Source organism: Embleya sp. NPDC005971 (assembly GCF_040629175.1).
Taxonomy (GTDB): domain Bacteria; phylum Actinomycetota; class Actinomycetes; order Streptomycetales; family Streptomycetaceae; genus Embleya.
Map to the genome: position 1 here is coordinate 86172 of NZ_JBEXUX010000013.1, position 23157 is coordinate 109328.

General features: G+C 70.6%; 15 protein-coding genes. 8 read left to right on the top strand and 7 right to left on the bottom strand.

The genetic code is table 11. From position 1 onward, the window contains the following. Positions 1-163: 163 nt before the first annotated feature. The 7 genes from ABZ374_RS14375 to ABZ374_RS14405 form a co-directional block, all read right to left on the bottom strand. The gene (locus tag ABZ374_RS14375; RefSeq protein ID WP_360310617.1) at positions 164-2530 is read right to left on the bottom strand and encodes a substrate-binding domain-containing protein; all 2367 of its coding nucleotides are present in this window, start codon (positions 2528-2530) and stop codon (positions 164-166) included. Positions 2531-2577: 47 nt separating this feature from the next. Further along, positions 2578-4296, bottom strand: coding sequence for an alkyl sulfatase dimerization domain-containing protein (locus ABZ374_RS14380; RefSeq protein WP_360310619.1), 1719 nt, complete (start codon positions 4294-4296; stop codon positions 2578-2580). A gap of 26 nt (positions 4297-4322) precedes the next feature. Continuing rightward, the gene (locus tag ABZ374_RS14385; protein WP_360310621.1) at positions 4323-4886 is read right to left on the bottom strand and encodes a GNAT family protein; all 564 of its coding nucleotides are present in this window, start codon (positions 4884-4886) and stop codon (positions 4323-4325) included. Between the two features lie 79 nt (positions 4887-4965). Further along, positions 4966-6531 (bottom strand): signal recognition particle protein, encoded by a 1566-nt coding sequence (gene ffh / locus ABZ374_RS14390; RefSeq protein ID WP_360310623.1) that lies wholly within the window; start codon positions 6529-6531, stop codon positions 4966-4968. Between the two features lie 163 nt (positions 6532-6694). After that, complete coding sequence (locus ABZ374_RS14395; protein ID WP_360310625.1) at positions 6695-9025, bottom strand: [protein-PII] uridylyltransferase; 2331 nt, start codon at positions 9023-9025, stop codon at positions 6695-6697. 130 nt (positions 9026-9155) lie between these two features. Beyond that, the gene (locus ABZ374_RS14400; protein ID WP_360310627.1) at positions 9156-9494 is read right to left on the bottom strand and encodes a P-II family nitrogen regulator; all 339 of its coding nucleotides are present in this window, start codon (positions 9492-9494) and stop codon (positions 9156-9158) included. Continuing rightward, positions 9491-10804 (bottom strand): ammonium transporter, encoded by a 1314-nt coding sequence (locus tag ABZ374_RS14405; protein WP_360310629.1) that lies wholly within the window; start codon positions 10802-10804, stop codon positions 9491-9493. The genes ABZ374_RS14400 and ABZ374_RS14405 overlap by 4 nt, the downstream gene beginning before the upstream one ends. Positions 10805-11399: 595 nt before the next feature. Between ABZ374_RS14405 and ABZ374_RS14410 the strand changes: the two genes are divergently transcribed. From ABZ374_RS14410 to ABZ374_RS14445, 8 genes are all read left to right on the top strand, one after another. Continuing rightward, a complete protein-coding gene (locus ABZ374_RS14410; protein WP_360310631.1) occupies positions 11400-12350 on the top strand; it encodes an ABC transporter permease in 951 nt (316 codons plus the stop codon). Further along, positions 12347-13273: an ABC transporter permease gene (locus tag ABZ374_RS14415; protein WP_360310633.1), complete on the top strand. Its 927-nt coding sequence runs from the start codon at positions 12347-12349 to the stop codon at positions 13271-13273. Before ABZ374_RS14410 ends, ABZ374_RS14415 begins: the two co-directional genes overlap by 4 nt. A gap of 132 nt (positions 13274-13405) precedes the next feature. Continuing rightward, complete coding sequence (locus ABZ374_RS14420) at positions 13406-14473, top strand: ABC transporter ATP-binding protein (RefSeq protein ID WP_360310635.1); 1068 nt, start codon at positions 13406-13408, stop codon at positions 14471-14473. Further along, positions 14470-15792 (top strand): oligopeptide/dipeptide ABC transporter ATP-binding protein, encoded by a 1323-nt coding sequence (locus ABZ374_RS14425; RefSeq protein WP_360310637.1) that lies wholly within the window; start codon positions 14470-14472, stop codon positions 15790-15792. Before ABZ374_RS14420 ends, ABZ374_RS14425 begins: the two co-directional genes overlap by 4 nt. A 210-nt stretch (positions 15793-16002) precedes the next feature. After that, entirely contained in the window at positions 16003-17604 is a 1602-nt protein-coding gene (locus ABZ374_RS14430; protein WP_360310639.1) for an ABC transporter substrate-binding protein, read from the top strand. A 330-nt stretch (positions 17605-17934) separates the two neighbouring features. Beyond that, positions 17935-19557, top strand: a complete 1623-nt coding sequence (locus ABZ374_RS14435; RefSeq protein ID WP_360310641.1) for an ABC transporter substrate-binding protein — start codon at positions 17935-17937, stop codon at positions 19555-19557. 208 nt (positions 19558-19765) lie between these two features. After that, positions 19766-21376 carry an ABC transporter substrate-binding protein gene (locus ABZ374_RS14440; protein WP_360310643.1) on the top strand — a complete coding sequence of 537 codons (1611 nt, stop codon included), beginning with the start codon at positions 19766-19768 and terminating at the stop codon, positions 21374-21376. Between the two features lie 148 nt (positions 21377-21524). Further along, entirely contained in the window at positions 21525-23111 is a 1587-nt protein-coding gene (locus ABZ374_RS14445) for an ABC transporter substrate-binding protein (protein WP_360310645.1), read from the top strand. Positions 23112-23157 lie beyond the last annotated feature (46 nt).

Below are 23157 nucleotides of genomic sequence, written 5' to 3' on the forward strand. Positions count from 1 at the left end.
ACCACTCCACGAGCGCCCCCGTCGCATCGATCGACGGGGGCGCTCGCGTGCCGGTCCGGGCCGGCCGACGATTCGCCGGGCATCGTGGGTGATGCCCCGATCGACCCTCGCCGCCGTTGTCGTCCCCGGGCCCACGCCCCACCGAAGGCGCGTTGGCGGCCGGTCAGCCGAGCCCGAGCCGGGCGCATTCGGAGGCGAGTTCGGCCGTGCACACCTCGCGCACGTCCAGGCCGGTGAGCGTGGGCAGCAGTTCCTTGACGTTGCCCCTGGTCAGCGCGACCGGTGCGAGCGCCACAGTCGGCACCTGGGTCGTGCCGTTGTCGCGGGTGACGTCGACCCGCGACAGCTCCTCGCCCCGGCCCAGCGTGATCGCCATCTCGGCGGCGGCCTCGGCCTCCGGCCCGCCGGGCTTGAGCACCGACACGGTCTGGGTGCCGGCGATGATTCGGCGCAGCGCGGCCGGGTCCGGATCCTGTCCGGTCAGCGGCACGGGTGGGCCGACCCCGGCGGCGGTCAGGCCGCGCAACGCGCCCGCGGCCAGGGTGTCGTCCGCCGCGTAGACCCCGATCAACTGCCGCGGCCCGCCGAGCGCGGTGAGCGCGTCCGCGATCACCTGCTGGGCCTTGGGTCCACCGGCGTCGTCGACGTCGTACTCGCGAGCGATCGTCACCTCGCCGTCGAGCACGCCGTGGGCGCCGCGCTTGATCTCGTTTCCGGCCCGGTCCCCCGCGCGGCCGTTGAGCATCACGATCGAGCCGCGCTGTGGTCCGCCCGCCGCGCGCACCGCGTCGAGCAGCGCCTGGGCCTGCAGCCGGCCCACCGCCCGGAAATCGAACGAGACGTGCCCGGCCACCGGACCGGCGGCCAGCTTGTCGAAGGACACCACCGGGATGTCGCGCTCCCGGGCCCTGGTCACGGCCGCCGCCGAGTCCCTGGGGTCCACCGGGCCCAGCACCAGCACCCGGACGCCGGCCGAGATCATCGTGTCGATCTGCCGGTGCTGTACGTCCGGCTGCCGGCCGGCCTGCGCGAAACGCACCGAGCAGCCGGGACACAGCCGGCGGATCCGGGCCTCGAACGCGGGTCGCACCGTGCGCTCGGCCCGATCGTCGGGCAGCAGCAGGCCGACCCGGAAGGCGCCGCGCGAGTGGGCGGTGTTCGACGCGCCGTCCCCGAACCCGCGCCACACCAGCAGGCCGGCCGTCAGCGCCGCCGCGACGGCCACCGTGATCACCACCGTGAAACGGGAGCGGGTCGACGGCAGCCGATGGCTCCCGCCGCGCCCCGGGGTCGGGCCACGCACGGCGGGGGCGGCGCGCGGCATCGGGCTCGACGCGCCGGCCGGGAGGTCGGCCGGCGGGTCGCCCGGCAGCGCGTCCCCGGCGGGCTCGGCGCCGACCCGGGTCGGCCCGAACCCGACCGAGTCGGCGGTGTCCTCGACCACCGCGCAGGCGATCGGCGGGCCGTCGCCGCCCTGGTCGGCCGGCCCCGCCTCGCCCGGCGGATCCGGCACGCCCTCGGCGTCCAGCGCACGCCCCGCGATCCGTAACAGCTCGTGCGCGAGCGGCGCCGGCAACCAGCCGCCCGGCAGGTCCTCGCCCGTTCCGCTCGGTACCAGCGCACGGGCCAGGGTCGGCGTCGGCCGGCGGTCCGGATCCTTGTCCAGGCATGCCCGCAACAACGGCAGGAAAGCCTCCGGGGCACCGGCCAGATCCGGATCGCGGCCGGTCAGGTTGGCCAACAGGACCGGCCAGGGCCCACTGCCGAACGGCAGTCGTCCCGTGGCCGCGTAGGCGAGCACCGCCCCGTAGGAGAACACGTCGCTGGCCGGCCCGACGTCGGCCCGCTCGAACTGCTCGGGCGACATGAACCCGAGCGTGCCCAGGGTGTGCCCGGGGCGGGTCAGCGCGGTCGCCCCGTCCAACAGCGCGATGCCGAAGTCGATCACGATCGGGCCGTCGACCGCGAGCAGCACGTTGGCCGGCTTCAGGTCCCGGTGCACCAGGCCCACCGCGTGCATGGCCACCAGCGCGTCGGCCAGGCCCGAGGCCACCGCGCCCAGCGTGTGCGGGGGCAGCGGACCGAACGCGCCGACCGCTTCGCCGAGCGCCATCCCGGGGATGTACGCGGTGGCCAGCCAGGGCACCTCGGCATACGCGTCGGCAGCCACGACCGGTGCGGTGAACGGGCCTCGCACCCGACGCGCGGCCTCCACCTCGCGGGCGAACCGCGGCCGGAACGTGTCCTCGTCGTCCAGGAGTTCGACCCGGACCCGCTTGACCGCCACGGTGCGCCCCTCGGGCCCGCGGCCGAGGTAGACCTGTCCCATGCCACCGGCACCGAGCCGGCCGAGCAATCGGAACGGCCCCACGCGACGCGGATCGTCGGCCCGCAATGCGTCCACTGGTTCCCCCGTCGTCGACTCCGGCCGCCGATCCCACCCGGGCGAGGGCCGGGTCGGGCCGCATGCCCGGACCGCGTGCACTGCCGGGCCCAATCGTCGCCGAATCCGACCCCGCGCCGCAGCCACACGGCGGCACCCGGAACCCGGGTGCCGCGTACCGGTGGTCGGAGATCTCAGCGCAGCGTGAGTTCGGTGGGCTTCTTCGGTTGGGCCGGGTCGAAGAGGTCCAGCAGGGTCACCGCCCGTTCGGCGGTGCCCCGAGAGGTCCGGGCGTCCTCGCCGGCCAGGGCGCCGCGCAGGTCGGTGCGGCCCAGGTGCAGCGATTCCACCGTTTCACGCGGGAGTTCGAGGATCACCTCGGCGTCCGAGGGGATCTCGCGCAGGAACCGGGCGACGCCGCGGTGGATGTGCAGCGCGACCTCCTCCTCGCCGTGCACACCCCCCGACACCCGCCAGCCCAGCACGGCGTCCACCTCCAGCGCCTCCTCGGCGCGCAGCCGGGTCGTGTACAGCTCGATCAGCCAGGCCGCCGGGATCCGGGCGACCAGGTCCGGCGGCGCGAAGATCGCGGCGAAGTTGATCAGCGGCAGGATCGGCTGGATCCGGTCCTCCAGCTCGTCCGCGCTGGTCAGGTACCAGTTCCGCCAGTTGATGTTGAGTTGGGCGTAGCCCAACCGGCGAAACGCGGCGGCCTTGAGCGAGCGCGCGTCCGCGTCCGCGCGGTCGATCCGGGTCAGGTGCGTGGCCAACTCGGCCGCCCATTGGTATTCGCCGCTCGCGTACGCCCGCCTCGCCGCGTCCAGCACCCGTTCCCGGCCACCCATCAACTCCACCGTCCGGCGCGCGTATTCGGCCCGGGGCAGCGGGTCCAGGTCGACCGGGTCGCCGCCGAACCAGCCCAGGTAGCCGAAGAAGATCTGCCGCACGGTGTGCTTGACCGTGCCGTAGTACTCCCGTGCGTACGGCGCGTACGAGGCCAGGTGTTCGGGCAGTTCGACGGTCTCGGCCAGTTCGTCCGGGGTCAGCCCCTCGTTCATCCGGCGCACCGTCTGGTCGTGGATGTACTGGATGCAGTCCCGCTCCACGGCCAGCACCTCGGCCACCTTGGCGGCGCCCGACACCGGCTGCCCGTGACTGGGGATCAGGTGCGCGGCCCGATGCGCGCGCAGCGCGTCGATGCTGCGCACCCACTGCATCGGGTCGCGGTAGCGACAACCGCGCAGGGTGTGGATGTTGGGCAGGGTCGGGCCCTGGATGGTGTCGCCGCACAGGAGCACGTCGCTGTCCGGGAGATACACGCTGATCGCGTCGTCGGTCTCGCCGGGGTTGTGGAACAGCCGCAGCCGCACCCCCGCGACCTCGGTCTCCAACTCGTCGCCCACCAGCACCGTGGGCATCACGAACGAGGGGGTGCCGACCCCGGCGTGCGGGCCGACCGCGTCGTTGACGCCCTCGGTGTCCGAGGGCCCGAGCAGGTTGCCCAGCGAGTACACCGAGCGCAGGCCCATGATGTGCAGCGCGGGACCGGACTGGTCGGTCAGGCTCGCCAGGAACGTGCGGTGCGCGTACACGTCCACATCCGGCGTCGCGGCCCAGTGGCTCAACCCGTTCACGTGGTCGGGGTGATGGTGGGTGACCACCACGGCCCGGACCGGCGCCCGCGGGTCGTCCAGGTGCGGGCGTACCTCCGCCTCGATCACCGCGGCCAGATCCGCGCCGCTGCCGGTGTCCACCACCACCAGACCACCGGGACCCTCGATCACCGTCGCGTTGGCCGAGGACCAGCCCACGGCGACGTGTACATGCTCGGCCACGGTGTACACGCGCTTGGTGAAGTGCGCGGTGTGGGCGGCGAGTTCGGGATGAACAGCAGGCTCGACCTCGTACGTCATGGCCGGGCAGCCTGCCACGTCCGGCCCTACGAGGGAAGAATGGTCTTCTCCGCCCCGGGCCATTCCTCCGCGGTCAGCGCGAAGCGCTCGTGGTCGCGCCAGTCGTCGTTGATGAACAACATCCGCGGTGTGAAGCCCTCGTGCCGAAAGCCCATCCGCCGCGCGAGCGCGATCGAACCCTCGTTCCCCGGCTGCACGTTGATCTCCAGCCGGTGCAGGCCGAGACCGTCCGCGGCGAACACCCGGTCGATCACCAGGGCGAGCGCCTCGGTCATCCGCCCGGTGCCCGCGTACGGCTTGTACGCGTCGTAGCCGAGCGAGGCGTTGCAGAACCGGGAGCGCACGATGTTCGAGACGTTGATCCGGCCGGCCAGGCCCGCGTCGGCGAGGTCCACCACCAGGAAGGTGCGGAAGGTGTCGCTTTGGCGGCGGATCAGGTCCGGCAGGTCGTCCGGGTCGGACGGGTTCCACCGCGCGATGTGGTCCGAGCGGCGGATCGCCGCGGCGGACGCCGCCGTGTCCGCCGGGCGCGGTGCGCGAATGCCCACCCGGGCACCGGCCACGGTGTAAAGGTCGACGGCCTTGGTCATCTGCCTGCGTCCCCTCGTCGTGTGCGCCGACCGCACCCGGGGGTTCGCCCGGGTGCGGTCGTCCCGCGTCGCGTCGAGCCTACTTCTGGCCCGGCGGCAGGAAGTTCTTGAACTCCTCGGGCAGTTCGAAGTCGGCCGCGCCGCCCGCACCGCCGCCGGCCGGCAGACCGAACGGGTTCGCCGCGCGCTCCTCGCGCCGCGCCGCCTCGGCCGCCGCCTCCTGCTTGCGCTTCATCGGGTTGCCCGACTGGCGCTTGCCCTTGGCCTGCTTGGGCGCCTTGCCCTTCTTCTTGCCGGCGCCGCCCATGCCCGGCATCCCCGGCATCCCCGGCATGCCACCGCCCTTGGCCATCTGGCCCATCATCTTGCGGGCCTCGACGAACCGCTCGATCAGGTTGTTGACCGCGCTGACCTCGGTGCCGGCGCCCTTGGCGATCCGGGCCCGGCGCGAGCCGTTGAGGATCTTCACGTCCGCGCGCTCGGCCGGCGTCATCGACTTGATGATCGCCGCGACCCGGTCCAGGTCGCGGTCGTCGATGTTGTCGATCTGCTCCTTCATCGCGCCCATGCCGGGCAACATGCCGAGCAGCTTCGAGATCGAGCCGAGCTTCTTGACCTGCTCCATCTGCTGGAGGAAGTCCTCCAGGGTGAAGTTGTTGCCGCCGCCGTGCAGCTTCTCGGCGGCCTTGAGCGCGAGGTCCTGGTCGTACTTGGCCTCGGCCATCTCGATCAGGCTGAGCATGTCGCCCATGCCCAGGATGCGCGAGGCCATCCGGTCCGGGTGGAAGGCGTCGAACTCGTCGAGCTTCTCGCCGCTGGAGGCGAACATGATCTGGCGGCCGGTCACCGACGCGACCGACAGGGCCGCGCCACCACGCGCGTCGCCGTCGAGCTTGGAGAGCACCACGCCGTCGAAGCCGACGCCGTCGAGGAACGCCTGCGCGGTGACCACCGCGTCCTGACCGATCATCGCGTCGACGACGAACAGGATCTCGTCCGGCTTGACCGCGTCCCGGATGTCCGCGGCCTGCTGCATCATCTCGGCGTCGATGCCCAGACGGCCGGCGGTGTCCACCACGACCACGTCGTACTGCTTGGTCTTGGCGAACTCGATCGAGTCGCGGGCGACCTTGACCGGGTCGCCGACGCCGTTGCCGGGCTCGGGGGCGTAGACCGCCACGCCGGCCCGCTGGGCGACCACGGAGAGCTGGTTGACCGCGTTCGGGCGCTGGAGGTCACAGGCCACCAGGAGCGGCTCGTGCTTCTGCTCCTTGAGCCACTTGCCCAGCTTGCCCGCCAGGGTGGTCTTGCCCGCGCCCTGGAGGCCGGCGAGCATGATCACGGTGGGGCCGGTCTTGGCGAAGCGCAGCCGGCGGGTCTCGCCGCCGAGGATCCCGACGAGCTCCTCGTTGACGATCTTGACGATCTGCTGGGCCGGGTTCAGCGCCCCCGACACCTCGGCGCTTCGGGCACGCTCCTTGACCCGGGCGATGAACTCGCGGACCACCGGGAGGGCCACGTCGGCCTCCAGGAGGGCGACGCGGATCTCGCGTGCGGTGGCGTCGATGTCGGCTTCGGAGAGCCGCCCCTTGCCGCGAAGGTTCTTGAAGGTCGCTGCGAGGCGGTCGGAGAGAGTGTCGAACACGTCGGCAGAGGTCCTTCGTCAGATACGGGTGGTGTCGGGCCCAGCCTAACCGCCCGCCGAGCGGTCGTGGCGGGGGCACGTGTCCCGGATCCGCCTGCCAGGCACATGTGGGCGCTGCGGCAATGGTGACTCGTGCACCCCGGAAGGCGGCGTGCGCCCGGGATCACGGCGTCAGCGCCCGCTCCAGGGTGCGGGCCAGGCCCCGGGCGTCGGCGGCGGTCAGCGGGTGTCCGTTCGGGGCGACCACGTAGAAGGCGTCCACCGCGTCCGCGCCGTGGGTGCCGACCCGGGCCTGACGCACGCTCACCCGGGCGTCGGCGAGCGCCTTGCCGATCCGGTGCAGCAGGCCGGGGCTGTCGTGCGCCCGCACCTCCAGCACGGTCGCGCTCCGCGACGCGTCCGCGATCACCTCCACCCGTGCGGGCGCCGGGGTGGTGCCGCGCCGGGGCGGGTAGGCCGCCTCGCGCTTGGCCAGCCGGGCGGCCACGTCCAGGCCGCCGGCCAGGGCCTTGCGCACGTCCTCGCGCAGCGCGGCCGGGTCGGGCAGTCGGCCGAACTCGGTCTCCACCGTCCACACCGTGACACCCAGGTCCTCGACCACGTCGATCGCGGCCGAGCGCACGGTGAGCCGATGCAGCGCCAGGACGCCCGCGGAGAGCGCCATCAGGCCGACCCGGTCCGGCGCCGCGATGGTCACCTCGGCGCCGAAGGGCAGCGGTTCCAGCCGGACCACCGGGAGTTCCCCCGACACGTCGGCGGTGACGATGCGCTCGGACACCGCCGGGGTGGGCCGGCCGGCGAACACCGCCCTGGTCCGGGCCACGAGGTCCCGGACCAGGGCGTCCCGCCACTCGCTCCACGCGGCGGGTCCGGTGGCGGCGGCGTCGGCCTCGGTGAGTGCGTGGAGCAGTTCGAGGGTTTCCACGCTGCCCACCGCCTCTGCGAACGCCGCCACGGTGGTCGGATCGTCCAGGTCCCGCCGGGTCGCGGTGTCCACCAGCAGCAGGTGCCACCGCACCAGCGTGCCGAGCACGTCCACGTCGTCCTTGGCGAAGCCCATCCGCACGGCGGCCTCGCGCGCGATCACCTCGCCGCTGACGCTGTGATCGCCCGGCCAGCCCTTGCCGATGTCGTGCAGCAGCGCGGCCACCAGGAGCAGGTCCGGCCGGGCCACCCGGCGGGTGTGCGCGGCGGCCTCGATCGCGGTCTCGATCAGGTGCCGGTCGACGGTGAAGCGATGTACCGCGTTGCGCTGCGGCCGACAGCGCACCCGCTCCCAGTCCGGCAACAGCTTGGTGATCAGCCGCTTGGACTCCAACGCCTCCCACACCGGCAACACGTCCCGCCCGGCGCCCAGCAGCGACACGAACGCCTCGCGGGCGGCCGACGGCCACGGATCGGCCAGGGGCGGGCACTCGATCGCCAGGCGGTCCACGGTGTGACGGGACAGCGGCAGGCCGGCCTGTGCGGCGGCCGCGGCGGCGCGCAGCAACAACACCGGGTCCCGGGCCGGCTGCGCGGCCTGGGCGAGTACCGCCTCGCCGGCGTACTCGACCACGCCCTCGGCCAGCGGCGTGCGGGCGGGCACCGCATGCCGGCCCCGGCGCAGCCGGCGCACCCCCGCGCCCGCGTCGCGCGCCGCGAGCACCCGGGAGACCTCGCGCCAGGTCACGTCGCAGGCGTATGCCAGCGCCCGGGCCGCCTCGGAGACCCGGCGCAGCAACGTGTCCGCGTCCAGCAGGCCCAGCCGGCGGGCGACCGCGTCCTGTTCCTGGAGCAGCAGTCGGTCCGAGCCGCGCCCGGTGACCAGGTGCAGCGCGTCGCGCACGTCGAGCAGGGTGGCCCGGGCGGTGTTCACCTCCTCGTGCGGCGCGTCCGCGATCCACGAGGCCGAGATCGCCCGCAGCGCGGTCGCGTCGCGCAGGCCGCCGCGGGCCTCCTTGAGGTCGGGTTCGAGCAGGAAGGCGACCTCGCCGTGCCGCTGCGCGCGCTCGCGGCAGGACTCGTGCAGTTCGGGCAGCCGCTTGACGGCGGCGGCTCGCCACGCGCCGAACATCGAGGTGCGCAGCGCGGCGGTCAACTCGGGATCGCCGGCGATGTGTCGGATGTCGAGCAGGCCGGTCTGCACCCGCAGGTCCTCGGCGGCGGCCCGGCGGGCCTCGTCGGGGGTGCGCACCGAGTGGTCCAGGGCGATGCCCGCGTCCCACACCGGGTACCAGATCGCGTCGGCGAGTTCGGTGATCCCGTCGTGGTCTTGATGCAGCAGCACCAGGTCCAGGTCGCTGCCGGGGGACAGTTCGCGTCGGCCGTAGCCGCCGACCGCGACCAGACACACGCCCTCGGTCGGCGCGCCCGCGCCGACGAACAACTCGGTCAGCCAGCGGTCCGACAGGGTGCCGAGGGCCTGTCGACGGGTCGCACCGGTGGGTCCGGCGGGGTCGGCCAGGAGGTCGTCCCTGGCTCGGGTGTACCGCGAGGTGGCGGTCGGTTCCATGGGGCCTGCTCCCTCGTTCACACGCGCCGGCGGCGCCGGCCGCCGAGCACCGCGAGCGGTCGACACAAAGGCCGATGGCCGGACCCGTCCCCGAAGAGCGTCTTCGGAGCGGGACCGGCCATCGGAGGTGTTACAGGGCTTCCGGGCCGCGCTCGCCGGTGCGCACCCGCACCACGCTGTCCACCGGGACGATCCACGCCTTGCCGTCGCCGATCTTGCCGGTACGCGCGGCCTTGACCAGGACGTCGAGCAGTTCCTCCGCGTCCTCGTCGTCCGCGACGACCTCGATGCGGACCTTGGGCACCAGGTCGACCTGGTACTCGGCGCCCCGGTAGACCTCGGTGTGGCCGCGCTGCCGGCCGTAGCCGCTCGCCTCGGTCACGGTGAGGCCGTGGACGCCGAACGCCTGGAGGGCGTTCTTCACGTCGTCGAGCCGGTGCGGCTTGATCACCGCCGTGATGAGCTTCACGCATCCACCTTCGTGTCGGCGGGCGCCGCGGCGCCCGCGCCCGTAGAGGTGCCGATGCCCGCCGACGGTCGGGTGGAACCGCCGAGTGTGGCGAAGTCGTACCCGGTCTCGGCGTGCTCGACCTGGTCGATGCCGGCCACCTCGTCGTCCTCGGTCACCCGGAAGCCGATGGTCTTGTGAATGACCGTGCCCAGGATGAAGGTGACGACGAAGGAGTAGGCCAGGACGGCACCGACTCCGATCAACTGCTTGCCGAGCTGATCGAAGCCCCCACCGTAGAACAAGCCCTTGGCGTCGCTCTGGACGTGACCGGTGGCCAGGAACCCGGGGGCGAGCGATCCGATGATGCCGCCGACCAGGTGCACCCCGACCACGTCGAGCGAGTCGTCGTAGCCGAGCTTGTATTTCAGGCCCACCGCCCAGGCGCACACCGCGCCGGCGACCAGGCCCAGGGCGATCGAGCCGAGCGGGCTGAGCGCACCGCACGCCGGGGTGATCGCGACCAGGCCGGCCACCGCGCCGGACGCGGCGCCCAGGGTGGTCAGGTGTCCGTCGCGGATCTTCTCCAGGAACAGCCAGCCGAGCATGGCCGCGGCGGTGGCGATCTGGGTGTTGATCAGGGCTCGGCCGGTGACGCCGTCCGCGGCGAGCCAGGAACCGGCGTTGAAGCCGAACCAGCCGAACCACAGCAGACCGGCGCCGATCATCACCAGCGGCAGGTTGTGCGGGCGCATCGGGTCACGCTTGAAGCCGACCCGCTTGCCGATCACCAGGACCAGGGCCAGCGCCGCGATACCGGCGTTGATGTGCACCGCCGTACCGCCGGCGAAGTCGATCACGCCCTTCTCGAACAACCAGCCGTCCGCGGCCCAGACCCAGTGCGCGACGGGGAAGTAGACCAGGGTGACCCAGAACGCCACGAACACGGCCCAGGCGGTGAACTTGGTGCGATCCGCGACGGCGCCGCTGATCAGCGCCGGGGTGATGATGGCGAACATCAACTGGAAGGCCGCGAACACCGTCACCGGGATCGTGTAGCCGTCCCACAACTCCGCGACCCCGATGTCGCGCATGCCGTACCAGTCGAAGTTGCCCACCAGGCCGCCGAACGCGTCCGTGCTGAACGTCATCGAAAACCCGTAGAGCACCCACAGCACCGTCACGACAGCCAGGCAGATGAAGCTCATCATCAGCATGTTGAGGACGCTCTTCACGCGGACCATGCCGCCGTAGAAGAACGCCAGCCCGGGCGTCATGAGCATGACCAGTGCGGCGCTCAGGAGTACGAATGCGGTGTTACCCGTGTCCATACTCTGCCTCTCTTCTCCGTGGCCCCGGCCGACCTCCGGGAGCTCATGGAAAGGAGCTTCGAGGCGTGAGGTTTCGCGCCGTGGCGCGACGTGTTTCGCCGACGTGACGCTTGCCGCACATGTGTTTCCGGCGGATGAACGTCCGCTCACGCACGTGGCCGGCCGGATCGCGCCGGTCCCCGCAACCGCGGCGAAGCCACCGAGGGCTCGCGCGCGAGGCGCGATCGGGTGTCCCGCAGGTGAGCGGCAGGCAGCGCACACACAGCCCGTCGACCACATCTGACGCACCGTCAGTTAGTTGCCGTCCGCACCTTATTCCCGCAGGTCGACACGTGCCGCCGGGGGCCGGCGCTCCGCTTCGGGCCGGACGTTTTCGACCCGCTAACGGTTGCGATGAATCCATTGACATTGATCGCGCCCACTGCCGTAATTAATCACCGCGCTTAACTGACGACCCGTCAAGGCACGTGTCACCACAGGTGATCGGCCCTGTCCGGGATTCGGCGGTTTCGCGCGAGCGCACCACCGCACGACCGCACGGAACGTCAACAGACCTCGTCAACCGACCAGACCAGCGAGAGGGGGTGACACCGTCGTGTTGCGCCTGCTCGGTCGCAAGTTGCTGGCCCTGATTCCGGTGCTGTTCCTGGTCACGTTCGCGACCACGGCCCTGCCCGACCTGGTGGACGGCTCACCGGTCGCCCAGATGCTCGGCCCCGGCTCCACGCCTCAGGATCTCAAGGACCTGGAGCACGAGTTCGGGTACGACAAGTCGCTGCCCGTCCGATACGTGACCTGGGTGGGCCATGCGCTCACCGGCGACCTCGGGGAGTCGCTGAAGACTCGAACCCCCGTCATGGACGGGATCACCGAGCGATTCCCGGTGACCTTGGAACTCGCCGTCTTCGCCCTCCTCATGGCCCTGATCGTGGCCGTGCCGCTGGGCGTGTGGACGGCAGCGAAGGCGGGCGGACGCGTCGACCGCGTCGTGGGCGGCGTGTCCTCGGCACTGCTGTCGATCCCCACCTTCGTCAGCGTGTTCCTGCTCGTCTACTTCTTCGCGAACCGGGAGATGATCGCGGCGTTCAAGCCGACGGGATGGGAGTACATCTCGATCGACTTCGCCAAGAACATCGAGTTCGCGTTCCTGCCCGCGCTCGCGCTCGCGCTGGCGGAGATCCCCCAGTTCCAACGCCTCCTGCGCAGCGACATGCTCGCCACGCTCCAGGAGGACTTCATCCTGACCGCGCGGTCCAAGGGCCTGTCGACGTCGTACGTGCTGTTCCGACACGCGCTGCGGCCCTCGTCGTTCTCGCTGCTGACCGTCTCCGGGCTGACCCTGGGCCGGCTGATCGGCGGCACCGTCATCGTCGAGTCGTACTTCTCCATCCCGGGTCTGGGACAGGGCATGTACCAGGCGATCAACGGCAAGGACATCCCGGTCGTCCAGGGCACGGTCGTGGTGATCGCGATCGTCTACGTGCTGCTCAACACGCTCGTGGACATCGGCTACTCACTCATCGACCCGAGAGTGAGGGCCCGATGAGCACACTCGAAACCGCCCCGGAGCCGGCTCTCGGCGCGGCCGAACCGACGGGCCTGCGACCCTCGCAGGTCAAGCGGGCCAAGAGCGGCAAGGCCCGCAAGCGGCCCAGCGTGCTGCTGTGGTTCGCGATCGCCTGGATGAGCATCGTGCTGCTCGGCGCGGTGCTGAGCCTGATCGCACCGGGCGTCTTCCCGCACGAGTACGGGCAGGCGTTCGGCGAGGCGAAGCAGAAGCCGTTCGCCGCCTGGCCCGAGTTCCTGGGCACCGACGGCCTCGGTCGCAGCCACCTGACCCGGCTCGCCTTCGGCGCGCGCGTGTCGATGATCGTCGCGTTGGTGTCGGTCGTGGTCGGCGTCCTCATCGGTGGTCTGCTCGGCCTGGTCGCGGCCTACTTCCGCGGCGTCACCGAGATGATCATCGACCTGTTCTCCGACGCGCTGCTGGCCTTCCCGCCGCTGATCCTGCTGCTCGCGCTGTCCTCGGTGTACGAGCCCTCGCAGACCAGCATCACCGCGGGTCTGGCCGTGCTCACCATCCCCGGCTTCACCCGGCTGACCAAGGCGAGCGCGATCGCCCAGTCCAACCGCGAATACGTCACGGTGGCCAAGGCGATGGGCGCGGGTCCGGGCCGGATCATCTTCAAGGAACTGTTGCCCAACACGTTCCCCGCGGTGATGTCGTACTCGGTGATCGTGATGGCCGTGCTGATCGTCGCGGAGGGCTCGTTGTCCTTCCTCGGCCTGAGCATCCCGCCGCCGATGCCCAGTTGGGGCGGCATGATCAACGCCGCCCGGGACGATCTGTCGCTGTATCCGGCCCAGGTGTTCGTACCCTGCGGGGTGCTGTTCCTGACGGTCTTCTCGCTCAACGTCATCGGCGACCGGCTGCGTGCCAGGTTCGACGTCCGCGACACCAAGCTGTAGCCGAGGGCTCGACGGCGGTCCTGCCTCCCACAGGACCGCCGTCGGCCCCGTTCTTCGACCCCCTCACACAGACGGGACCGCTCACATGGACGGGATCCAACAGCCGCGCGGCGCGAAGGTGGCGTGGTGACCATGGCGGAGCCGAAGACGACCGGCTCGCCCACGCCGGACGAACCACTGCTGCGGGCCACCGACCTGCGGGTGCACCTGGACACCCCGCGCGGGGTGCTCAAGGCGGTGGACGGGGTCTCCTTCAGCATCGAACGCGGCGAGACACTCGGCCTGGTCGGCGAGTCCGGCTCGGGCAAGTCGATGCTGGTGCGCTCGCTGATGGGCATCTGCCCCTCGATCGCCGACATCCACGGCAGCGTGCGCCTGGACGGCCGCGAACTGGTCGGCGTACCACGCAAGGAGGCCCGCAAGATCTGGGGCAACCGGATCGCGATGGTCTTCCAGGACCCGATGACCTCGCTCAACCCGGTACTGCGGATCGACCGACAACTCACCGAGTCGATGCGCCTGCACCTGGGCCTGGGCAAGAAGGAGGCCGGCGAGCGCGCGATCGAACTGCTCACGCTGGTCGGCATCCCCGAACCGGCCAAGCGCGCCCGGCAGTACCCGCACCAGCTCTCCGGCGGCATGCGCCAGCGGGTGACCATCGCGATGGCACTCGCCTGCGACCCCGACGTACTGATCGCGGACGAGGCGACCACCGCGCTGGACGTGACCGTGCAGCGGCAGATCCTCGACCTGCTCCAGGAGATCCAGGCCGAACGCGGCATGGGCATGATCCTGGTCAGCCACGACCTGGGCGTGGTGGCCGGGCGGACCGATCAGATCGCCGTGATGTACGCCGGTCGCATGGTCGAACACTCCCCCACCACGGACCTGTTCGCCCACCGTCGGCATCGCTACACCGAGGCCCTGCTGGGCGCCGTACCCCGCCTGGACGTGCCACGCGACCAGCGCCCGCGGGCGATCCCGGGCACGCCGCCGGACCTGATCACGCTCAAGTCCGGCTGCGCGTTCGCGGCCCGCTGCACGGCGGCGGACGACCTGTGCCGCGAGGAGCGGCCCGAGCTGGGCGACGAGCTCGGCGCACACCGGTTCGCCTGCCACCACCCCGTCGGCGAGGACGTCGCCGCCGTCGCGGGTGCCGACAGCGGGCAGCCGTCCCTGATGAAGGAGGCCTCCGCATGACCGCCGACGGCACCACGCCGGGCGCGCTCGCCCTGGACGACAAGCCCGCCGCCGAGACCTCGACCGGCACCGACCCGCTGCTCACGGTCACCGACCTGGTCCAGCGTTTCCGGGTGCCCGGCGGGATGATGAACGCGGTCGCGGGGGTGAGCTTCGAGCTCGGGCGCGGGCGCACGCTGGGCCTGGTCGGCGAATCCGGCTGCGGCAAGTCCACGCTGGCCCGGGCCATCCTGCAGTTGACCAAGCCGTCCGAGGGCTCGGTCCGGTTCGACGGTCAGGAACTGACCACGCTGCCCAAGGCCGGTCTGCGCACGATGCGTCGGCGGATCCAGATGGTGTTCCAGGACCCCATCTCGGCGCTGAACCCGCGCCGGAAGATCTTCGACATCGTCGCCGAGGGTCTGGTCATCTCCGGCATGTCCGCCGAGGAGATCCGCCCGCGGGTGGAGGCGGTGCTGCGTCAGGTGGGCCTGGACCCGGAGTTGGTCTCCGACCGGCGTCCGCACCAGTTCTCCGGCGGCCAATGCCAGCGGATCGCGATCGCCCGGGCCATGGTGGTCGATCCCGACCTGCTGATCTGCGACGAGCCGGTGGCGTCCCTGGACGTGTCGGTGCAGGCGCAGGTGCTCGACCTGCTCGACGAGATGAAGAACCGCACCGGCGTGTCGATGATCTTCGTCGCGCACGACCTCGCGGTGGTGCGCAACATCAGCGACGACGTCGCGGTGATGTACCTGGGCACCATCGCCGAGACCGGCGACACCGCGGCCATCTACGACACGCCCGCGCACCCCTATACCCGGGCCCTGCTCGACGCGGTGCCCGCGCCCGACCCCGAGGCGGCGCCGGCCGGGCCCTCGCTCAAGGGCGAGATCCCCTCGCCGATGAACCCGCCCAGCGGTTGCCGGTTCCGCACCCGCTGCCCGATCGCGCGCGAGGAGTGCGCGGCCCACGTGCCGACGTTGCGCGAGATCGCGCCGGGGCATCGGGTCGCGTGCCACTTCCCGTTGGTGGGCGAGGCAGCGGTGTTCGCGTCGAGCACCGCTGCGGTCGAGGCGGAAGCCGCGCCGGAGCCGGCGGCCGAGGTCGAGGTCGTGCCCGAGGCGGCGGCCGAGGCCACGCCCGAAGCCGAGGCCGCGGTCGAGCCCGAGTCCAAAGCCACGCCCGAAGCCGCGGTCGAGCCCGAGCCCAAGGCCGCGCCCGAGGTCGAGATCGACGCCGATTCCGACGCCGAGCCGAAGGCCGAAGCCGAGCCCGAGCCCGAGCCCGACCCGAAGTCCGCCCCCGAAGCCGCACCCAAGGCGGCCGAGCGGGACTGACCGCCGAACACCCGACGCGGTACGGCCGAGCCCGGCCGTACCGCGTCGCTGTGCGTACACGCACGTGTCCCGGTCGGCCGCCCGGGGGTCGAATCGGGCATCCCGTCGACGATGCGACACGTGTCGAGTTGTAGCCTCACGGCGCTGACCGCGCTCATCGCGCGGCATCCGGCCACCGGCCGACCTGCTCCATGCTTGAGGACGTTTTCTGTGGCACACGCACGACCTTTCGCCCTTCGGGCACGCCGTCGCACCGCCGCCGTCATCGCGGCAATCGGCCTGCTGGCCGCGGCCGGCTGCGGTTCCGAGTCCGGTGAGGCCCCCAGCGCGGTGGGCACCCCCCGCGCCGGCGGCTCGCTGGACATCCTGGCCACCTCCGACGCCCGCAGCCTCGACCCCTTCCTGCCTTCCTACGCCGCCCAGGCGGATGGAAACCGGATGGCGGCCCTGTACGACAGCCTGCTCTGGACGAACCCCGTCACCGGCTCCGTACAGCCGCAGTTGGCCGAGAGCCTGGCGCCGGTGGAGGGCAGTGGCAACAAGATCTGGAGCCTGCGGCTTCGACCCAACCTCAGGTTCACCGACGGCACGGTCTTCGACGCCGCGGCGGTCAAGATCAACTGGGACACGCACGCGGTGCCCACCACCAAGTCGCGCCAGCGCGACGCGACGGTCGGCATGAAGAGCCAGATCGGCGCCGACGCGCTGGAGTTGCGGATCATCCTGGACAAGCCGAACGGCAACTTCGACCGCCTGGTCGCGCGCAGCCTGTCCTTCATCGCCTCTCCCAAGGCGATCGCCGAGGGCGTCGACAAGCTGGCCGAACACCCGGTGGGCGCGGGTCCGTTCATGCTGCGCGAGGGCGGCTGGGTCAAGGGTGACCACCTGACCCTGGTGAAGAACCCGACCTACTGGCAGGGCCCGGACAAGCCGTACCTGGACAGCCTCACCTTCCGCTACGAGTCCAGCGGCAGTGCGGCGGTCGACCGGGTCAAGAAGGGCAAGGCCGACGTCGCCAACGTCAGCGACGCGTTCACCCTCAAGGCCGCCCGCGACGCGGGCATCGGCATCGAGTCGCTCGCGCTCTCCGGCGGCCAGTTGCTCAGCTTCGACACCTCCGGCGGTCCCACCGCCAATCCCGAGGTGCGTCGCGCGATCGTGCTGGCGCTGAGCAGCGAGGAGATCAACCGGCGCGTCTTCGGCGGTGCGGGCACCCCGGCGCGCGGCATCTTCAACCAGGCCACCGCGCTGGCCAACCCGCAGTTGTCCGCTCCGGAGAACAAGCCGAAGCAGGCCGCGGAAATGTTCGCCAAGGTGACCGACAACGGCGCCAAGCCGATGCGGATCAAGTTCATCGCGCCCAAGAGCAACGCGATCGACGAACTCGGCCGGTACATGAAGGAAACGCTGGAGAAGTACCCCGGAGTCGGGGTCGACGTGGAGACCGCCGACCTGTCCGAGTTCGTCAAGCGCTCCAACCTGGCCGAGGCGTTCGACGTCAAGGTCAGCCAGTTGCTCGCCGACGACCCCGAGCCGGCGGTCTACCAGTACCTGCACAAGGGCAGCCCGAGCAACTGCTGCTTCTACGGCGACGACGTGGTGGACAAGGCGCTCGACGACGCCCGCAACACCACCGACCCGGCCCGGCGCCGGGCCGCCTACACGCAGCTCCAGCTCCAGTTGGACCGGGACATGCCGCTGTGGGTCTATCAGGAGGCGGTTGTGGCGGGCGTGTTCCACTCCGGGGTGACCGGTGTGCAGTTGTCCAACGACGGCATCTTCCTCTTCGATCGCATCGGCAAAAAGGGCTGACTGGTCATCAGAAGTACAACAGTGACCCGATCTTGATGGACCAGATCGCCGGAAGGCAGTAGAAAGGGACGGCACCCTTACCAGTCGGTTCGTGGAGGCCGGGAATCACCTTGGTGATTCCCGGCCTTCACGTGTCTCGCCCGAGGGTTGCAGACAGTCGAGCAGCACGCACCACCGCACGACAGCACAGCCGCACGGACGCACCACCATGCTCCACCCGGGGCGCCGTCGCCCTCTCCCCCCGAGTCGGCCGACGTACCCGGCACCAAGCACGTCCGCCGCCCGGCCACAGCAGCCCGGACGGTCCGTCAGGTGAAGGTTGGCCCTGCAGTGACTCGTACTTCCCTGTTGTCCCTTCGATCCACGCGCCATCCCCGTCCCCGGCGCCGAATAGCCGTACTGGTCGTCGCGACCGCGTTGGCGGCCACCGCCCTCGCCGGTTGCGGGGACGACGACAAGAGCAAACCGTCGGCCGCGGGCACGCCCAAGCAGGGCGGCTCGCTCACGATGAGCCTCCCGGGCGACTCCACCAGCCTGGACCCCTTCTCCACGTCGTATGTCAACGTCGCCGACGGCAGTCGCATGTCGGCGCTCTACGACTCGCTGGTGTGGGCGGACCCCAGCACCGGCAGCATTCGCCCGCAGATCGCCGAGTCGCTGGCGATCAACGGCCCCAAAGCCGACACGTGGCGACTCAAGATCCGTCCGAACGTGAAGTTCAGCGACGGCACGGTCTTCGACGCCGAGGCCGTCCGGTTCAACTGGGACCGACACAAGGACCCCAAGGTCGGTTCCTTCCAGCGGGGTGCGGCGAGCGTCATCCTCTCGCTCACCGTCAGCGACCCGCTCACCCTGGACATCAAGCTGGTCAGCGAGAACGCGAACTTCGACCACCTGGTGACCCGCAACCTCGCCTACATCGCCTCACCCACCGCGCTGCGGGCCAGTCCCACCGGGATCGGCGACAAGCCGGTCGGCGCCGGCCCGTACAAGCTGGTGAAGTGGGAGCGCGGGGTCAAGCAGAGCTTCACCCGCAATCCCGACTACTGGCAGTTGGAAAAGGGTCTGCCGCACCTGGACAACCTGACCATCACGGTGGACACCGACGTCAACCACTCGGTATCCGCGGTCGACGAGGGCAAGACCGACCTCACCGTCGCGGTGGACCCGCTCGCCACGGCGCAGGCCGAGGAGAAGAAGCTGGGCGTGACGCGGATCGGCCTCAACGGCGGCCAGATGGTCGTGTTCAACCTGAACGTCGCGCCGTTCAAGGACCTGCGGGCACGCCGGGCGTTCGTCTACGCCTTCAACGGCATCGACATCAACCAGAAGTTCTTCGGCGGCAAGGGCACCCCCGCCAAGGGCATCTTCGCCGCCTCGTCCCCGGTGGCCAACATCCAGCTCGCGGCGTCGGAGAACGACCCCAAGCGAGCCAAGGAGTTGTTCGAGGACGTGACGGCGGGCGGCACCAAGCCGCTCAAGTTCACCTACTGGGTTCCCCAGGCCCCCGCCTCGATCCGGGTCGCGGAGTACATGAAGCAGGTACTCAACACCTACCCCGGGGTCCAGATGGAGGTCAAGGTCGTCGACATCGCGACCTATGTCCGCACCGTCCGAGGCGGCACCACCGAATGGGCGGCGGCTCTGGGCCAGCAATGGATCGACGACCCGGAGCCGGGCATCTACGATCTGCTGCACAGCAAGAGCATGCCGAACAACAGCAGTTACGAGAACGCGGCGGTCGACGCCGCGTTGGAGGACGCCCGCAGGACGACCGACCCTGCGCAGCGACGTGACGCGTACACGCGTGTACAGCTCCAGGTGAACAAGGACATGCCGTTCTGGGTCTACCAGGAAGCGGTCACCGCCGCGGTCTACAACCCCAGGATCACCGGCATCCAACTGGCCAACGACGGTGTCGTCCTGTGGGATCGGATCGGCACCACCGGCTAGTCGAGCGACTCGTCCCGCCCGGGCTCCGTGTTCCCGGGCGGGACACCCCGCCGTACCCGGGGCCGGCGCACCAACGCATTCGGCTCCCGCCGCACTCCGCGCGCGAGCCATCGCACCACAGCTCTACCGCACTTCCGGAACGACTGCACGAATGCACCGAAGCACGAGGCACGTTCGAACCCCACAGTGATAGGTAGGTAGGCCGGCAGTGGTACCCCACCCGAAGAAACCCCCGAGACGACCACCGTGTCGCGGCCTGCGCCGCCGACTCTCCCTCGCCCTCGCGCTCGCCGCGGCCACGGTGTTGGCCACGGCCGGCTGCGGCCTGGACTCGTCCGACTCCGGCGGTGCGAGCGGCGAGCCCGAGCACGGCGGTTCGGTGACCATCCTGATGCCCGGCGAGGAGCGCGGGCTCGATCCGTTCACCGCCTCGTACTCCAGCGTGGCCGACTCGAACCGGTTGTCCGCCCTGTACGACGTCCTGGTCTGGACCGATCCGACCACCGGTGGGGTGCGCCCCAAACTGGCCGAGTCGTTGGTCTCCGACCAGAGCGCGCGGATCTGGACCCTGACCCTGCGTCCCGACGTGCACTTCAGCGACGGCAGCCTGCTCGACGCGGGCACCGTCCGGGCCAACTGGGACGCGCATCGCGACCCCACGGTGCGATCGCTGGTCGGCGGTCCGCTGCGCGGGGTGACCCTGACCGAGCAGGGCCCGCTCCAGCTCCGCATCGAACTGCCCTCCTCCAACGCCAACTTCGACCACACCATCGCGCGCAACCTCTCCTTCGTCGCACCCCGACGACTGGTCTCCACGCCCGAGGGTCGCTTCGAGCTCAAGCACGCGCCGGTGGGCGCGGGCCCGTTCAAGGTGAAGAGCTGGGAACCGGGCAAGGAGGTTCGGCTGGAGCGCAACCCGCAGTACTGGCAACGGAATCGGCCCTACCTCGACGAGGTGGTCTTCCGAGTGGACAAGGACGTCGAGGGCGGCAACAAGGCGATCCAGGCCAAGCGGGCCGACCTCACCCTGACCACGGACCCGCAGAGCATCGCGCAGGCCCGCGCGGACGGGCTGGTCGCCGAGGACGCCCGGCTCAACGGCGGGTTGATGGTCGCCTTCAACGTGCGCAAGGGACCGTTCCAGGACCCGAACGCCCGCCGGGCGACCGCACTGGCGCTGAGCAGCACCGAGATCAGCCGGCGGTTCTACGGCGGGCGGGGCGAATCAGCGCGCGGCATCTTCGACAGCACCTCCCCGCTCGCCAACGTCAACCTGGCCGCGCCGGAGAACCGGCCCGACGAGGCTCGTGCACTGTTCGCGCAGGTCACCAACAACGGGAAGAAACCGTTCGTCTTCCGCTACCTGGTGCCCGACAGCGCCAAGATGCGCGCCACCGCCGACTACATCCGGCAGACCCTGGAGGGTTATCCGGGCGTGACCGTGATCGTCGAGGTCACCGACATGGCCTCGCTGGTGACCCGCTTGGCGGGCAACGACTTCGACGCCACCGTCTGTCAGCTCTGGGCCGACGACGTGGAGCCGACGATCTACCAATTCCTGTACAGCAAGGCCGGGTTGAGCAACATCACCGGCTATGCCAACGACGTCGTGGACACCGCCCTGGAGGACGGTCGGCGCTCGACCGACGCCGGCTCGCGGCGCGACGCCTATACCCGGCTGCAGAACCAGGTCAACCGCGATCTGCCGTTCTGGGTCTACTCGTCGGCGGTGATCGGTGCCGTGCACCGGACCGATCTGGTCGGGATCCAGCTCTACAACGACGGGCTGATCCACTTCGACGCCATCGGGCGGCGCTGATGAGCGGCTGACCCCCACAGACCCGGCCGGGTGGCGTGCGCGGCGCCGAGATCGTCATGCCGCGCACACCACCCGACCGTGCACCACCGCACCATCACATTCGGTCCGAACGGGGACCGGGTGTGCCTTGTGACAACGGAGGAGTCACATGAGCAAGCACCTCGGCAACAACGCACGAAAGCGCGCGGCGGCCGTCGCCGGCGCATCGGCACTGGGCCTGGTCCTGGCCGCCTGCGGCGGCGGGGACGACGGCGCCGGCGGCAAGGCCGATCCGAACGCGTCGGCGGGCGCCAAGAAGGGTGGCAACCTCACCCTTTTGACGGTGTCCGACGCCCGCAGCATGACGCCGTTCAACGCGTCCTACGCGGCGGTCACCGACCTCAACCGCATGCTCGCGGTCTACGACGCGCTGTTCTACCTGGACAACACGCAGAACAAGGTCGTGCCGCAGATCGGCGAGAGCCTCAAGAGCGACGACGGCGGCAAGACCTGGCTGCTCAAGGTCAAGCCGAACGTCAAGTTCAGCGACGCCACTGCGCTGGACGCCGCCGCGGTCAAGTTCAACTGGGAGATGCACGCCAAGCCGGAGGTGCTCAGCCAGCACCGCCCGGCCGCGAGCGGTCTCGGGCTGGAGGTGGTCGACCCGCTGACGCTGAAGATCACCCTGCCGATGCTGAACGCGAACTTCGACCGCACGGTGGCCTCGGAGTTGTCCTACATCGAGTCGCCCAAGCAGTACGCGGCCGACCCGAAGGGCGAAAAGCCGGTCGGCGCCGGGCCGTTCGTGCTCAAGACCTGGACCCGCGACAGCCAGATGGTGTTCGAGAAGAACCCGAACTACTGGCAGGGCGCGGACAAGCCGTACCTGGACACCCTGACCATCAAGGTGGTCAACGACGTCAAGCAGCAGGTCGACACGATCAAGGCCGGCGGCGCCGACATCACCTTCACGATCGACCCGCAGAAGACCAAGGCCGCGCAGGAAGCGGGCCTGGGCGTCACGCCGTTCACCCTCGACGGCGGCCAGATGATCGTCTTCAACACCTCGACGGCGCCGTTCGACGACCCGCGCGCCCGTCGTGCGGTCGCGCTCGCGCTCGACCCGGCCGACCTGAACCAGAAGATGTACGCGGGCACGGCGACCCCGGCCAAGAGCATCTTCCACAGCGGCAAGCCGTTCACCGACCCCACCGCCGCACAGCCGAGCCCGAACAAGGTCGAGGCACAGAAGCTCTTCGACGAGCTCGCGGCCGAGGGCAAGCCGGTGAAGTTCAGCTACCTGGTCCCGGAGAACCCGACCTCCAACGCGACCTCCGAGTACACCATGACCGCGCTCAACGCGTTCAAGAACGTCGAGGTCAAGCTCGACAAGGCCGAGGTCGCCAGCTACTACCTGCGACTGACGGTGCAGAAGAACTTCACCGCCGCGCTGTACCAGATCTGGTCCAGCGACCCCGAGCCGATCCTGTTCAACAGCCTGTTCTCGCAGACCCCGTTGAACTTCACCGGCTACAAGAGCCCGGAGGCGGACGCGGCGCTGATCAAGGGCCGTTCCACCACCGACGAGGCCGCCCGCAAGGCCGCCTACTCGGACCTGCAGAAGGTGCTCGTCAAGGACCTGCCGATGCTCGCCTACCAGGAGGCGGTCACCAACATCATCTCCGGCCCGCGGGCCGTGGGTGTCGTCGGCGTCCAGGACGGCGGCATGCTGATGGACCGGGTCGGCCTGAAGTAGTTCGACACCGGGTCCGGATCATCCCCGGCTGATCCGACGCACCGTC